At 66.8% G+C, this 13,690-nt stretch carries 13 protein-coding genes and 1 tRNA gene; 10 read left to right on the forward strand and 4 right to left on the reverse strand.

Going from position 1 to position 13,690, the window contains the following annotated elements; all coding sequences use genetic code 11:
* Position 1 precedes the first annotated feature (1 nt).
* Positions 2-84 (reverse strand) — tRNA-Leu (locus GV792_RS04425).
* Between the two features lie 211 nt (positions 85-295).
* Between GV792_RS04425 and GV792_RS04430 the strand changes: the two genes are divergently transcribed.
* The 8 genes from GV792_RS04430 (at position 296) to GV792_RS04465 (ending at position 10,894) form a co-directional block, all read left to right on the forward strand.
* On the forward strand, positions 296-1,756 hold the full coding sequence (locus GV792_RS04430; protein ID WP_163822336.1) for a DUF3662 and FHA domain-containing protein: 1,461 nt from the start codon (positions 296-298) through the stop codon (positions 1,754-1,756).
* Positions 1,757-1,957: 201 nt separating this feature from the next.
* The gene (locus GV792_RS04435) at positions 1,958-2,425 is read left to right on the forward strand and encodes an FHA domain-containing protein FhaB/FipA (protein ID WP_163822337.1); all 468 of its coding nucleotides are present in this window, start codon (positions 1,958-1,960) and stop codon (positions 2,423-2,425) included.
* Entirely contained in the window at positions 2,422-3,903 is a 1,482-nt protein-coding gene (locus GV792_RS04440; RefSeq protein WP_163822338.1) for a PP2C family protein-serine/threonine phosphatase, read from the forward strand. The genes GV792_RS04435 and GV792_RS04440 overlap by 4 nt, the downstream gene beginning before the upstream one ends.
* Complete coding sequence (locus GV792_RS04445; protein WP_163822339.1) at positions 3,903-5,393, forward strand: FtsW/RodA/SpoVE family cell cycle protein; 1,491 nt, start codon at positions 3,903-3,905, stop codon at positions 5,391-5,393. The genes GV792_RS04440 and GV792_RS04445 overlap by 1 nt, the downstream gene beginning before the upstream one ends.
* A complete protein-coding gene (locus tag GV792_RS04450; RefSeq protein ID WP_163822340.1) occupies positions 5,390-6,856 on the forward strand; it encodes a peptidoglycan D,D-transpeptidase FtsI family protein in 1,467 nt (488 codons plus the stop codon). Before GV792_RS04445 ends, GV792_RS04450 begins: the two co-directional genes overlap by 4 nt.
* Before the next feature lie 37 nt (positions 6,857-6,893).
* Positions 6,894-8,408, forward strand: a complete 1,515-nt coding sequence (locus tag GV792_RS04455) for a protein kinase domain-containing protein (RefSeq protein WP_163822341.1) — start codon at positions 6,894-6,896, stop codon at positions 8,406-8,408.
* Positions 8,405-10,339 (forward strand): Stk1 family PASTA domain-containing Ser/Thr kinase, encoded by a 1,935-nt coding sequence (pknB, locus tag GV792_RS04460; RefSeq protein ID WP_163822342.1) that lies wholly within the window; start codon positions 8,405-8,407, stop codon positions 10,337-10,339. The genes GV792_RS04455 and pknB overlap by 4 nt, the downstream gene beginning before the upstream one ends.
* 135 nt (positions 10,340-10,474) lie before the next feature.
* Positions 10,475-10,894, forward strand: a complete 420-nt coding sequence (locus GV792_RS04465) for a CBS domain-containing protein (RefSeq protein ID WP_163822343.1) — start codon at positions 10,475-10,477, stop codon at positions 10,892-10,894.
* 11 nt (positions 10,895-10,905) lie between these two features.
* On the opposite strand, the gene GV792_RS29220 is transcribed toward GV792_RS04465, so the two are convergent.
* From GV792_RS29220 to GV792_RS04475, 3 genes are read right to left on the reverse strand one after another with little or no spacing between them, the layout of a single operon-like run.
* On the reverse strand, positions 10,906-11,367 hold the full coding sequence (locus tag GV792_RS29220; RefSeq protein WP_309138458.1) for a deaminase: 462 nt from the start codon (positions 11,365-11,367) through the stop codon (positions 10,906-10,908).
* Between the two features lie 39 nt (positions 11,368-11,406).
* Positions 11,407-12,111 (reverse strand): RibD family protein, encoded by a 705-nt coding sequence (locus GV792_RS29225; protein WP_163955497.1) that lies wholly within the window; start codon positions 12,109-12,111, stop codon positions 11,407-11,409.
* The gene (locus tag GV792_RS04475; protein ID WP_163822344.1) at positions 12,108-12,752 is read right to left on the reverse strand and encodes an aminodeoxychorismate/anthranilate synthase component II; all 645 of its coding nucleotides are present in this window, start codon (positions 12,750-12,752) and stop codon (positions 12,108-12,110) included. Before GV792_RS04475 ends, GV792_RS29225 begins: the two co-directional genes overlap by 4 nt.
* A gap of 114 nt (positions 12,753-12,866) precedes the next feature.
* Here GV792_RS04475 and crgA point away from each other — a divergent pair, with 114 nt between their 5' ends.
* Positions 12,867-13,133, forward strand: a complete 267-nt coding sequence (gene crgA, locus GV792_RS04480) for a cell division protein CrgA (RefSeq protein WP_163822345.1) — start codon at positions 12,867-12,869, stop codon at positions 13,131-13,133.
* Between the two features lie 80 nt (positions 13,134-13,213).
* Positions 13,214-13,669, forward strand: a complete 456-nt coding sequence (locus GV792_RS04485; RefSeq protein ID WP_163822346.1) for a PH domain-containing protein — start codon at positions 13,214-13,216, stop codon at positions 13,667-13,669.
* The last annotated feature ends 21 nt before the right edge of the window (positions 13,670-13,690 follow it).

Raw genomic sequence — 13,690 nt, forward strand, 5'->3', positions numbered from 1 at the left:
GTGGGCGAAGGGGGACTTGAACCCCCACGTCCCGAAGGACACTGGCACCTGAAGCCAGCGCGTCTGCCATTCCGCCACTCGCCCGAGCGACTGGGTGACAGTATCACGGAGGCGGCACCGAAACGAAATCGTGGTTCCCACCCAAGGACGACCCGCGGGAACCCGGTACGGCTTCCATCAGTTACAGGTGTGGACGATCGTGGATATCATGCAGTGAACGTGCTCGTTGAACGACACGCCACGTCCGCGTGTCGTCATTGCGAATGAGGAGACATCTCACCGAAGGGAGGCCGAGATGGGCATCGTTTCGAGATTCGAGCGTCGCCTGCAAGGCGCCGTCGGTGACGTGTTCGCCAGGGTCTTCGGTGGGAGCGTCGTGCCACAGGAGGTGGAGGCAGCCTTGCAGCGCGAGGCCACCGATCACGTCCAGGAACTCGGCGGCGGGCATCGGCTCGCACCCAACAGTTATGTGATCACGATCAACTCGTCGGACCATCAACAACTCGACGCCGATCACGACCTCACGACGCGCGCGTTCGCCAAGCATCTGCAGGACTTCATCCGCGATCAAGGGTGGCAGACCTACGGCGAAGTACACGTGGCGTTCGAGGCATCCCCTACGCTGCACACCGGACAGTTCAGGGCGAGCGGCCGGGTCGATCCCGACGTCGGCCGTGCGGCTCCCGCAGCTCGCAGCCCGGAACCCCCGCCACAACGACCCGCACACCCGCAACCAGGAGCTGGCCCCATGACGCAGAACTCTGGCTACGACCCGAGCCGTGAGCCCGCGGAGTCCGATCCACGCAACCGCGGGTACGCACCCCCGCCCGCGGGACGCGGGCCGCAGAACGGCGCGTACCCCGAGGACTACGGCTCGGGCGCGCCCTACGGTGGCGGCGCCGACTACCGCGCTCCCGATTCACAGGGCTACGGCGACTACCAGCAGGGTGGCGACTACCAGAACGGCTACGACTACCAGCAGGGTGGTCAGCAGGGCTACGGCCAGCAGGGCGGCTACCCAGAGCAGGGCTACGGTCAGGCCGAGCAGGGCTACGGCCAGCAGGCCTACGCCGATCAGGGCTACCAGCAGCAGGGCTACGCCGACCAGGGCTACGGCCAGCAAGGTGGCGGCTACCCCGAGCAGGGCTATGGCCAGCAGGGTTACGCCGACCAGGGCTATGCGCAGCCCGCAGGTGGCCAGCAAAGCCAGGGCCAACCCGGCTACGGCGAACAGGGCTACGCGGACCAGGGCTATGGCGGCCAGCAGGGCTACGGCGCGCAGGGCGGTCAGCAGGGTTACGGCCAGCAGGGCTATGCCGACCAGGGTTACGCCGATCAGGGATACGGCGACCAGGCCGGCTACGGCGACGACCAGAACTACGGCCAGGCGTACTCCCAGCAGCCGGGCTACGGCGCACAGGGCGGTTACGGCGGTGGCGGCTACGCGGCAGGCGCAGCGGCAGGCTCGGGCTACTCGGCAACCCTTCAGCTCGACGACGGTAGCGGCCGCACATACCAGTTGCGCGAGGGCAGCAACATCATCGGTCGTGGTCAGGACGCCCACTTCCGCCTGCCCGATACCGGTGTCTCGCGCAGGCATATCGAGGTGCGCTGGGACGGCCAGACCGCGATGCTGTCGGACCTCGGGTCCACCAACGGCACCCTGGTCAACGGCTCCCCGGTTCAGGACTGGCAGCTCGCCGACGGTGATGTGATCCGCGCCGGGCATTCCGAGATCCTGATCCGCATCGTCTGATCCCGTAAGCTCGCGATGCAGGTCACGACATGACTGGCCGGAAATGGGCGGTCATGGCGTGTCCGTATCGGCTGACGGCCCTATGATGTGCCAACACACGCGAGGCACCGCATACGGAGCCGGCAAGACCAGCACAGCGGTGGGGGTGGGTCGAACCACACCTACGGCACCGACACACGGTCGAACAGGAGGTGGAGCGCCGTGCAGGGACTGATTCTGCAGTTGACCCGTGCGGGCTTCCTGCTGCTGTTGTGGCTGTTCGTCTGGGCAGTGTTGCGAACCTTGCGCAGCGACATCTACGCGGCCTCCGGCATCCGGGTCCAGCCAAAGGCCGCTCGCGGTCCCGCGGTACTGCCGTCCCTGCGCCGAGGCCAGAAGGGCGCCAAATATCTTGTGGTGACTCAAGGTTCACTAGCCGGCACCCGCATCACGCTCGGCACCCAACCGGTGCTGATCGGCCGTGCGGACGATTCCACGCTGGTACTCACCGACGACTACGCTTCGACCAGACATGCGCGACTGTCACAGCGTGGTGACGACTGGTACGTCGAGGATCTCGGCTCGACGAACGGCACTTATCTCGACCGCGCGAAGGTCACCACCGCTGTCCGCGTTCCGCTCGGCGCTCCCGTCCGGGTCGGCAAAACTGTGATCGAGCTCCGATCGTGACACTTGTTCTCCGCTACGCAGCGCGCAGCGACCGCGGTCTGGTCCGGGCCAACAACGAAGATTCCGTCTACGCGGGCGCCCGCCTGCTCGCCCTGGCCGATGGCATGGGCGGACATGCGGCGGGTGAGGTGGCATCGCAGCTGATGATCGCCGCCCTCGCCCACCTGGACGACGACGAACCGGGCGATGATCTCCTCGGCAAGCTCGACCGCGCCACCCATGAGGGCAATGCGGCCATCGCCGATCAGGTCGAGGAGGAACCCGAACTCGACGGCATGGGCACCACGCTCACCGCCATCCTGTTCGCGGGTAAGAAACTCGGCCTCGTCCATATCGGCGACTCCCGTGCGTACATGCTGCGCGAGGGCGAGCTGGCCCAGATCACCAGGGACGACACCTTCGTCCAGTCACTGGTCGACGAGGGCAGGATCACCCCGGAACAGGCGCATACGCATCCGCAGCGGTCGCTGATCATGCGGGCGCTCACCGGAAACGAGATCGAGCCGACCCTCATCATGCGTGAGGCGCGTGCGGGCGACCGGTATCTGCTGTGTTCGGACGGCCTCTCGGACGTGGTCAGCGATGAGACCATCGCCAACACCATGCGCGAGGGCAGCACCGACGAATGTGCCGATCGGCTCATCGAGCTGGCGTTGCGCAGCGGCGGACCCGATAACGTCACCGTCGTCGTCGCCGACGTCATCGATCTCGATTACGGGCAGAGCCATCCGATCGTCGCGGGCGCCGCTTCCGGTCAGGACGAGGACACCCCGCCGCCGAATACCGCCGCGGGCCGGGCCGCCGCCATGCGTCCGCCCCGTGCGGCGCCGCGTCGAGCCGCCTCCGCTCCGGAACCGCCACCTGCGGCGAAATCGCATAGGTTGCGCTGGATCCTGCTTGCCGTCGCCCTTGTGGTCGCGGTCGGTGTCGGCCTGCTGGTCGGCTACAAGATGATCCGGTCCAACTACTATGTGGGCGCCGATAGCGACCGCGTCGTGGTCATGCGTGGACTTCCCGGCTCGATTCTCGGCTACTCGATCCACGAGGTCGATCTGGTCGGCTGTGTCGATCCCGACGGCGCGCTCACGCTGGTCGGGGCCGACGCCGAGATGCCGTCGGACTGCAGCGAACTGAAGGTCGACGACCTGAAGCAGACCGGACGCGATCAGGTGGACAAGGGTCTGCCGCCCGGGTCGTTGGACAAGGCCAAGGACCAGATGAAGGTGCTGGCTGATCGAGAGCTGTTGCCGCCGTGCGACACCAAGAGCTCGATTCCGCAGCCGGGAGTCGTCGTTCCGCCGGTCGCGCCGCCGCCCGGCCCCGCGCCGACGACCACCGCGCCTGCGCCACCACCGACTCCGGCACCCAACGGTGAAGGCGCGCCGCTGCCGGCCACGCCGACGCCCGCGGCGCCGACCACAACGGCTCCGCCGACCCAGCCCCAGACCGCGGGGGAGAACTGCCGGGTGACGGACTGATGTCCGCACCGGCACCACCGTCCGCCGGGGCCTATCCAAGTCCCCCGGGCGGTTTCGCTCCCGCGCCTGCGCCGAGCACAAGACGCAACACCGAATTGTTGTTGCTCGGCTTCGCGGCAGTGGTCACCACCGCATCGCTGTTCCTGGTCGAGGCCAGCCAGGAGCAGTCGATCACCTGGGATATCGCCAAGTACGGTCTGGCCTACCTCGCTCTCTTCGCCATCGCGCATCTGGCCATCCGCCGGTTCGCACCCTTCGCCGACCCCCTGCTGCTCCCCATCGTCGCGCTGCTCAACGGGATAGGCCTTGTGCTGATCCATCGCCTCGACCTGGCCGATCAACAGACTGCCGCCTATAACGACTGGGCGATCCCCTCCCCCGACGCCACCCAGCAGATCCTGTGGACCGCCCTCGGCACCATCGTGTTCATCACGTTGCTGATCGTGCTGCGCGACTACCGGACACTGGCCCGCTACAGCTACACCCTCGGTCTGATCGGGCTGGTCGCGCTCGCCATCCCCGCCATCCTGCCGAGCCGGTTCTCCGAAACCAACGGCGCCAAGATCTGGATCCGGCTGCCGGGTTTCAGCATGCAGCCGGGCGAATTCGCCAAGATCCTGCTGATCATCTTCTTCGCCTCGGTGCTGGTCGCCAAGCGCGATCTGTTCACTGCCGCGGGCAGGCATTTCCTCGGGATGGAGTTCCCCCGAGCCCGCGACCTCGGTCCGATTCTCGCGGTGTGGATCGTCTGCATCGGCGTCCTGGTGTTCGAGAAGGATCTCGGCACCTCGCTGCTGATCTTCAGCACCGTGCTCGTGATGCTCTATATCGCCACCGAACGAGTCGGCTGGTTGGTCATCGGCGGCGGACTGCTCGCGCTCGGATTCGTCTTCGCCTATCAGATGTTCGGGCACGTACGGGTGCGTGTGGAGACCTGGCTGCATCCGTTCGACGACTACAACAACACCGGCTACCAGATCTCGCAGTCGCTGTTCGGCCTGGCCACGGGTGGACTCGCGGGCACCGGCCTCGGCAGTGGGCGCCCCTCGCAGGTGCCTTTCGCCAAAACCGACTTCATCGTCACCACCATCGGTGAGGAACTCGGCCTGATCGGCCTGACCGCGGTCCTGATCCTGTTCCTGATGTTCGTCATGCGCGGTATGCGCACGGCTCTGGCGGTGCGCGACAGTTTCGGCAAGCTGTTGGCCGCGGGTCTGTCATTCACCATCGCGGTGCAGTTGTTCGTCGTCGTCGGGGGTGTCACCAAGCTCATCCCGCTGACGGGTCTGACCACACCGTTCATGTCCTACGGTGGTTCGTCGCTGCTGGCCAACTACGCGCTGCTCGCGCTGCTGATCAAGATTTCCGACGCTGCCCGCGCGCCAGCGCCGATCCGTAAGCGCGAAGCCGCGCCACCACCGATCGCCGAGGCACCGACCGAAATGATGCGGCGTGACCAGAACCGCCAGGAAGGGGAGCCGAGACAGTGAATACTCCCCTGCGCCGGGTCGCGGTCGCGGTGATGGTCATGGTCGTCGCGCTCTTGGCCAACGTCACCTACGTCCAGGTCATCAAGGCCGACGATCTGCGGGCCGATCCACGCAATTCCCGGGTGTTGCTCGACGAGTACTCACGCCAGCGCGGCCAGATCTCGGCAGGCGGCACCGTGCTCGCCAGCTCGGTCGCCACCGATGATCGCTACAAGTACCTGCGCACCTATCCGACTGCGCCGTCGGCGTTCGCGCCGGTCACCGGCTTCTACTCGATGCAGTACGGCAGCACCGGACTCGAGCGTGCGGCGGACCCGGTGCTCAACGGCTCGGACAACCAGCTGTTCGGCAGCCGCATCGTCGACCTGTTCTCCGGTCGCGATCCGCGCGGCGGCAATGTGGTGACCACCATCGACCCGGTCATGCAGCAGGTCGCCTACGACGAGCTGACCAGCAAGGGCTACACCGGTTCGGTGGTCGCGATCGAGCCGAGCACGGGCAAGATCCTGACGATGGTGTCCACCCCGAGCTACGACCCGAACCTGCTGTCGGGCCACGACGGCGCCCAGGGCACGCAGGCGTGGGAGCAGCTCAGCTCGGACCCGGATCAGCCGATGCTCAATCGCGCCGTCTCCCAGACCTACCCGCCAGGCTCCACCTTCAAGGTCGTCGTGACCGCGGCGGCGCTGTCGAATGGCGTGGCAACGCCGGAGACCCAGTTCACCGCGGCGCCGAACATCGAGCTGCCCGGAACCACCACCAGGCTGGAGAACTACAACGGCATGAACTGCGGCTCCGGCCCGACCGCCTCGTTGTACGACGCCTTCCGGATGTCGTGCAATACCGCGTTCGTCGAGCTCGGCGTCGACGTTGGGGCGTCGAATCTGAAGGACGAAGCCGCCGCGTTCGGTATCGGGCCGCATCGTGGAGTGCCCATCCCGGTTGCCGAGAGCACCGTCGGGCCGATCCCCGACGACGCCGCGCTCGGCGTGACCAGCATCGGTCAGCGTGATGTCGCGGTCACCCCGCTCGACAACGCGGTCATCGCGGCGACCATCGCCAACGGCGGCGTGCGGATGGAGCCGTACCTGGTCGACCAGCTGCAGGGCCCGGATCTGAGCGTGCTGTCGGAAACCACACCGGTGTCGGTCGGGCAGGCTGTCAGCGCCCAGGTAGCGTCAACCATGACCAACCTGATGGTCGCCTCCGAACAGAACACCAAGGGCGGTGGCGGGACGCCATACCAGATCGCGTCCAAGACCGGAACGGCCGAACACGGCTCGGACCCGCGCAACACGCCACCACACGCCTGGTATATCGCCTTCGCGCCCGCACAGAACCCGAAGATCGCCATCGCGGTCATCGTGGAGAACGGCGGTGACCGCGGGGAGGCGGCAACCGGTGGGTCGGTCGCCGCGCCGGTAGCCCGTGCGGTACTGGACGCGGGCCTGCAAGGGCGCTGAACGAGATGGATGTGCGAGTGAATCTGCGGGGAAACCGATGCTGAACAACGGTGCGATGATCGCGGACCGGTACCGGCTGCAGCGGCTGATCGCCACCGGCGGGATGGGCCAGGTCTGGGAGGCCCTCGACACCCGTCTCGACCGGCGTGTCGCGGTCAAGGTGCTCAAGGCCGAGTTCTCCGCCGACCCCACCTTCCGGCATCGGTTCCGCACCGAAGCCAAGACCACCGCGCAGCTCAACCACTCGGGCATCGCGGGCATCTACGACTACGGCGAGACCGTCGACCCGCAGGGCGGGGAGGTGGCCTACCTGGTCATGGAGCTGGTCCAGGGTGAACCGCTCAATACTGTGCTGAACCGGCTCGGCAGGCTGTCAGTGGCCCAGGGTCTCGACATGCTCGAACAGACCGGTCGCGCGCTGCAGGTGGCGCATGCCGCCGGCGTCGTCCACCGCGATGTGAAGCCGGGCAATATCCTGGTTACCCCCGCTGGGCAGGTCAAGATCACCGATTTCGGCATCGCGAAGGCCGTGGACGCTTCGCCGGTGACCAAGACCGGCATGGTGATGGGCACCGCCCAGTACATCGCGCCCGAGCAGGCGGTCGGCGAGGACGCCACCGCGGCCAGCGACGTCTACTCCCTCGGCATCGTCGGCTACGAGGCGTTGGCCGGTCAGCGGCCGTTCAGTGGTGACGGCGCGATCACTGTCGCGATGAAGCATGTCCGCGAGACGCCGCCGCCGATGCCCGGCGATCTGCCCCCGAACGTGCGGGAATTGATCGACATCACGATCGGCAAGGACCCCGCCCAGCGATACGCCGACGGCGGCGAGTTCGCCGATGCGGTCGCTGCGGTGCGCGCGGGCCGCAGGCCACCACCGCCGCGCGGCCTCGGTACCGGCCCCGCGCCCACCGGTGCCACCAGGGTGCTGCCACCGGGACCGACGGTCGTGCTGCCCTCAGCGCAGCCCGCCTACGACAACAGCGCGACTGTGCGCTATCCGACCGCGCCGTCGACCGGTGCGGCCACCCCGACCACTGTCGGCGCGACCCCGACCTCCGGCCACGCCCCACCGCCGCCCGAGGATCACAAGCGCGGCCTGACCTCCACCCAGAAGTGGATGGCCGGGCTCGGCGTCGGTGCCGTACTGCTCGGCGGTCTGGTGATCTGGCTGCTGTTCGGCGGCGATACCAATCCGGATCCGACCAGGTCGCCCGACTCGACGACTGTCGCGCCGCACACCACCAGGCCGCTCCCCCCGCCGGTCACCACGACCGTCCGGCCGGTGCCGCCCCCGGTGGAGACCACTGAGGAGCCGACAACCACCACCGAGGCTCCGACCACGACCACCGAAGCGCCCACGTCGACGACGACCACCACGGAACCGACGACGACCGAACCGACCACCACCGAATCCACCACGACACGGACGACTACCACGCGTGGGCGAGTGCCGACCATCGACATACCATTGCCCGAGATTCCCGGCGCCCGACGTCCTGTCGTCACCGAAACCAGTACGCCGGCTACTTCTGAGCAAGGAACGCCATGACGACCCCGAAGAATCTCTCCTCCCGGTATGAGCTGGGTGAGATCATCGGGTTCGGCGGGATGTCGGAGGTCCACAAGGCACGCGACGTTCGACTGAGCCGAGATGTGGCGATCAAGGTGCTGCGGGCCGATCTGGCCCGCGACCCCACGTTCTACCTGCGCTTCAAGCGCGAGGCGCAGAACGCCGCCGCGCTGAACCATCCGGCCATCGTCGCGGTGTACGACACCGGTGAGGCCGAGATCGACGGCGGGCCGCTGCCCTACATCGTGATGGAGTACGTCGAGGGCGATACCCTGCGCGATATCGTGCGCGGTAAGGGCCCACTGCCGCCGCGCCGGGCGATGGAGATCATCGCCGATGTCTGCGCCGCACTGGATTTCAGCCATAAGGCCGGGATCGTGCACCGCGATATGAAGCCGGCCAACATCATGATCAACCGGGCCGGTGCGGTGAAGGTGATGGACTTCGGCATCGCCCGCGCTATCGCCGATGCTGCCAACCCGATGACGCAGACCGCCGCCGTGATCGGTACCGCCCAATACCTGTCTCCCGAGCAGGCGCGCGGCGAAACGGTCGACGCCCGTTCGGATGTGTACTCGGTAGGCTGCGTACTCTTCGAGATCCTCACCGGTGAACCACCTTTCACCGGTGATTCGCCGGTTGCGGTGGCCTACCAGCATGTGCGCGAGGATCCCCGGTTGCCCTCACATGTGCACAACGGCGTACCGCGCGAACTGGATTCCGTGGTGCTCAAGGCGATGAGCAAGAACCCGGCCAACCGCTATCAGACCGCTGCTGAGATGCGCGCGGACCTGATCCGGGTACTCGGCGGGCAGAAGCCGAGCGCGCCGATGGTCATGACCGACGAGGATCGCACCACCATCCTCGGTTCCGAGGAGCCCGCGCCGCGCTCGTTCCACACCGTCGATGATTACGATCGCGCCGGAAACGACCCTGATGACACTGGCGAGCAGGAACCCGTCGAACCATCGAATCCACGCCGCACGGCCTATTTGGTCCTCGGCGCGGTGGCGGCGGTAATCGTCACCATTGCGCTGTTCTGGGTGCTGATCGGGCCGGGCAGCAAACCCGATCAGGTGGCGGTGCCGGATCTGTCGAACAGTTCGGTGCGCGACGCCGAGCAGAAGCTGGAGAACCTCGGCTTCCACGTCGCCATACAGGAGAAACCCGACGCAAAGGTCGGTACGGGCAACGTCATCGCCACCCAGCCGCTCGGCGGTTCTCGGGTCGACGAGGGCAGCACCATCACCCTGCAGGTATCCACCGGACCCGCGCAGGTTCAGGTGCCGAGGTTGACGGGTCTGACCCAGCAGCAGGCCGAACAGAAGCTCAACGCCATCGGGCTTCGCCTCGATCCCCAGGTCGACAAGGACGCCTCGAGCGAGGCCGAGGTGGACAAGGTCATCGGACAGAATCCGGCCGAGGGCGCGAGCGTCGAGGTCGACCGGGCCGTCAAGATCACCATCGGCAGCGGTCCCGAGCAGGTCCGGGTGCCCAACGTGGTCGGCCAGGACATCGACGTCGCCGAGCCGAATCTGGTGGACGGCGCCAAGTTCAAGGTCGTCGTGCAGGAGGTCGCCTCCTCCAGGCCGAAGGGCGAGGTCATCGCGACCAGCCCGGCGGGCGGCTCGAATGCGGAGAAGGGGTCCACCGTGACGGTGCAGGTCTCTCTCGGCGCCGAGTTCACCATGCCGAGCCTGGTCGGGCTCAACGCTTCGCAGGCCATCGACCGGCTGCGGCAGGCGGGCTGGTCCGGCTCGACCACGCAGATCGTGCAGAACACGCAGGTCACGCTTGATTCGGCGAGCGTGGGAAAGGTGCTCAATCAGCAACCGGCCGCGGGTAGCTCGGTCGGGCGCAACAGTTCCGTCGTCATCTACACCGGAGTACTGCCGCTCGGTCCGCCGTGATCCGGTGACGGACCAGCAGGTCGCCGAATTCGAGCGAACCGGATGCCGATTCGGCGAACCGGCCGGTCCGTACGGTGCGACAATTGATGGGCTCCATCCCGATCAGCACAGCTGAGCAATGAGGAGGTAGCCCAGATGACCACTGCCAGGGACATCATGAAGCCCGGCGCTCAGTGGATTTCCAGAGATCAATCGGTCGCGCAGGCGGCCCGCGTCATGGCCGAACTCGGTGTCGGCTCGCTCGTCATCGCCGACGAGAACGAACGGATGTGCGGCATCATCACCGACCGCGACATCGTGGTGAAATGCATCGCCCAGGGGTTGTCCCCGTCCGGCACCCGCGCCGCCGAACTCTGCGAGGCCACCCCTCGCTGGGTCTCCGCCGACGCCGATATCGGCGAGGTGCTCGACGAAATGGAGACCCGCCAGATCAAACGCATGCCGGTCATCGAGAACAAGCGACTGGTCGGCATGATCAGCGAAGCCGATCTGGCCAGGCATCTCGATGACAATCAGCTCGGCGAGTTCGTCACCGCGGTCTACGGCAGGCCCTGAGGCATAACTCGTCAGGACAGGTCGAGGTGGCGGTTCATCGACATCGCCGCCTCGGCCAGTTCCGATAGCTCGACCACCTCGACGTCGCGCTGCCGTAGCAGTTCCACACCGACACAGTTGGTGACGAATGTCGAGGGTTCGCGCCAGGCGATGACAACTCTGGGAATCCCGGCACGAAGGATCCGCTCGGTGCACGGCAGCCGCGTCGCCGTGGCGCGCTGTGAACACGGTTCGAGGGTGCTGTAGATGGTGGCACCCGCCAACCGGGGGTCGTCTGCGGCTAGTTTGTCCAGCGCGGATTCCTCGGCGTGGATCTTCGGGTCGGTTTCCCTGGAGTAGCCGGTGGCGATCTCGGCGCCGCCGCCGACAATAACCGCGCCGACGGAGAAGGCGGTCTCGCTGCGCGGACACATCCGGGCCAATTCGATGGCCCGCATCATCCATACGCGATCATCCGGTGATGCATCACTCACCGTGGTCTCCTTCTCTGGTCGCCACCGGCAGATGGGGGATCACCCGGCAACCGCCGACCCACCGGCCCGGCCGCCGGCCTTCGGCAAATAGCGCAGGACGGCGACATCGTCGACGCGCTCGACACTCATCAGCGTCATTCGTCGCTGCGCGCCCCCTGGATAGGCGGCAGGCCCCAACACGCGCGGCGCCGACGTGTCCCCGACGATCAACGGCGCGATGGCCACGCACAATTCATCGGCGAGATCCGCGGCAAGGAATCCGGTGAGGATTCTCGTACCGCCCTCGACCATGAGGCGGCCGATACCGCGCGCGCCCAGATCATCGAGCAGCAGGCCGAGGTCGATCTCGGCGCCGAGGGCAACGACCTCTGCGGTATCGCCCAGCCGATCACCGAGCCGCGCCGCACCGGCGGCGGTGGTGTAGACGAGCTTCTCCCCGCCGTGATGCCAGAACCGCAGCCCCGGATCGAGGTCACCGCTCGCACTCACCGTGACCTTGAGCGGGTATTCGGGCTTCCCTGCGGCGACCCGATCGGCGCGGCGGACCGCATCGTTCACCAGCAGTCGCGGATTGTCATGGCGCAGCGTCTGCGCACCGACCAGCAGGGCGTCGGATTCGGCCCGTACCTGATCGACTCGGTCGAGATCGGCGACGCCGGACAGCAGCAGACGATCCGGGCTCGCATCGTCGATGTAGCCGTCGACGCTCGTCGCGACCGACAGCAGCACATAGGGCCGGGTCACGAGACCGCCAGCGCCGCGACCTCCGCCTCGAGCATCTCCACCAGCCCCTCGGCCGGCCGTTCCCCGCACACTTCGAGCCAGTTCGCCAGCATGCGATGTCCGCCCTGGGTGAGTACCGATTCCGGATGGAACTGCACCCCGTGGATGGGCAACTCGTGATGGCGCATGGCCATGACGATGCCGCTCTCGGTGCGGCCGAGGACCTCGATCTCGTCGGGCAGGGTGTCTTCGAGGACGGTGAGCGAATGATAGCGAGTGGCGGTGAATGGGTCGGGCAGCCCGGCCAGCACGCCCGCGCCGATGTGGAAGACCGAACTTGTCTTGCCGTGCAGCAGCTCCGGCGCCCGGGTGACGGTCGCGCCGAAGGCCGCGCCGATGGACTGATGGCCGAGGCAGACACCCAGCAGCGGGGTGCGGTGGCGGGCCGCGGCGTGGACCAGATCGATGCTGGCGCCCGCGCGGTCGGGGGTGCCAGGCCCTGGGCTGATGAGAATGCCGTCGTATTCGGTGGCGACTGCGTCCAGATCGGCCAGTCTCCGGTCGTCGTTGCGCCAGACTTCGGCCTCCGCGCCCAGCTGGCCCAGATACTGGACCAGGTTGTAGACGAAGCTGTCGTAGTTGTCGACGACCAGAACACGCATGGTTCGAGATTACGTGGCCGACCCACAGGCCGTCGCATCCATTACCAGTTGGGATAGCCTAGAGGGAACCGGAGGGACGCCGGTATTGCCCTGTTCGCCGAATTCGAGGACGTCATGCCCAAGTCCAAGGTCCGTAAGAAGACCGACTACTCCAGCTCCCCCGCCAGCCGGACCCCGGTGAAGGTGAAGGCCGTCGGCCCCTCGCCGGTCTGGTACGTCACCATCATGCTCGGGTTCATGCTCGCGGGCCTGGTGTGGCTGCTTGTGTATTACCTCGCGGGCGATCAGCTCAGTTGGATGAGCGACCTCAACGCCTGGAACTTCCTCATCGGCTTCGGTCTGATGGTGATCGGCCTGATCATGACCATGCGGTGGCGCTGAGCCCGGTTTCTGCCGACCGCATTACAGACGTGTCATTCATACACACCTGTGGATGAACCTGTGGACAACTCGAGGAAACCGTGAATCCTGAGCCGCGCCTCTCGTGGACCACCCCGCTGTCTGCGCTGGTCGCCGCGACCGGAGGCGGGGTCGTTCTGGCCGTCGTCGCCATACTCAACAGCGATCCGCCCGGACGTCTGCTCATCGGGCTGGCCGCCGTGCTGCTGCTCGGGCTGGCCGGGCTCGGGTTCCGGCAAAGGCCACGGTTGTCGGTGATTCCCGGCGACGACCCGCGGCTGGTCGTCCGGTCCTTGACCGGCCCCACCGAATACCATCCCGAGCAGATCCTGCGGGCCCGCATCGTCTACTACCGTCGCCTCGGCCGCCGGATGCCGATGCTGGAGATCGAACTCCTGCACCACGACGCCGAACGGCTGTTGATCTTCGGGCGCTGGGACGTGGGCACCCACCCCGAAGATGTCTATGACGTGCTGGTCGAGCAGCTGCGGCTGAGCGGGGATATCACTCGGTCCTGAGCCGCATCGCCACATTTCCCT

Origin of the sequence: Nocardia cyriacigeorgica, from assembly GCF_010868145.1 — a bacterium.
GTDB lineage: Bacteria > Actinomycetota > Actinomycetes > Mycobacteriales > Mycobacteriaceae > Nocardia > Nocardia cyriacigeorgica_D.

Excerpts from the sequence above, each read along its gene's own strand:
- GV792_RS04430 (WP_163822336.1), top strand. The coding sequence starts at position 296 with ATGGGCATCGTTTCGAGATTCGAGCGTCGCCTGCAAGGCGCCGTCGGT.
- GV792_RS04445 (WP_163822339.1), top strand. The coding sequence starts at position 3,903 with ATGTCCGCACCGGCACCACCGTCCGCCGGGGCCTATCCAAGTCCCCCG.
- GV792_RS04455 (WP_163822341.1), top strand. The coding sequence starts at position 6,894 with ATGCTGAACAACGGTGCGATGATCGCGGACCGGTACCGGCTGCAGCGG.
- pknB (WP_163822342.1), top strand. The coding sequence starts at position 8,405 with ATGACGACCCCGAAGAATCTCTCCTCCCGGTATGAGCTGGGTGAGATC.
- GV792_RS04465 (WP_163822343.1), top strand. The coding sequence starts at position 10,475 with ATGACCACTGCCAGGGACATCATGAAGCCCGGCGCTCAGTGGATTTCC.
- GV792_RS04475 (WP_163822344.1), bottom strand. The coding sequence starts at position 12,752 with ATGCGTGTTCTGGTCGTCGACAACTACGACAGCTTCGTCTACAACCTG.
- crgA (WP_163822345.1), top strand. The coding sequence starts at position 12,867 with ATGCCCAAGTCCAAGGTCCGTAAGAAGACCGACTACTCCAGCTCCCCC.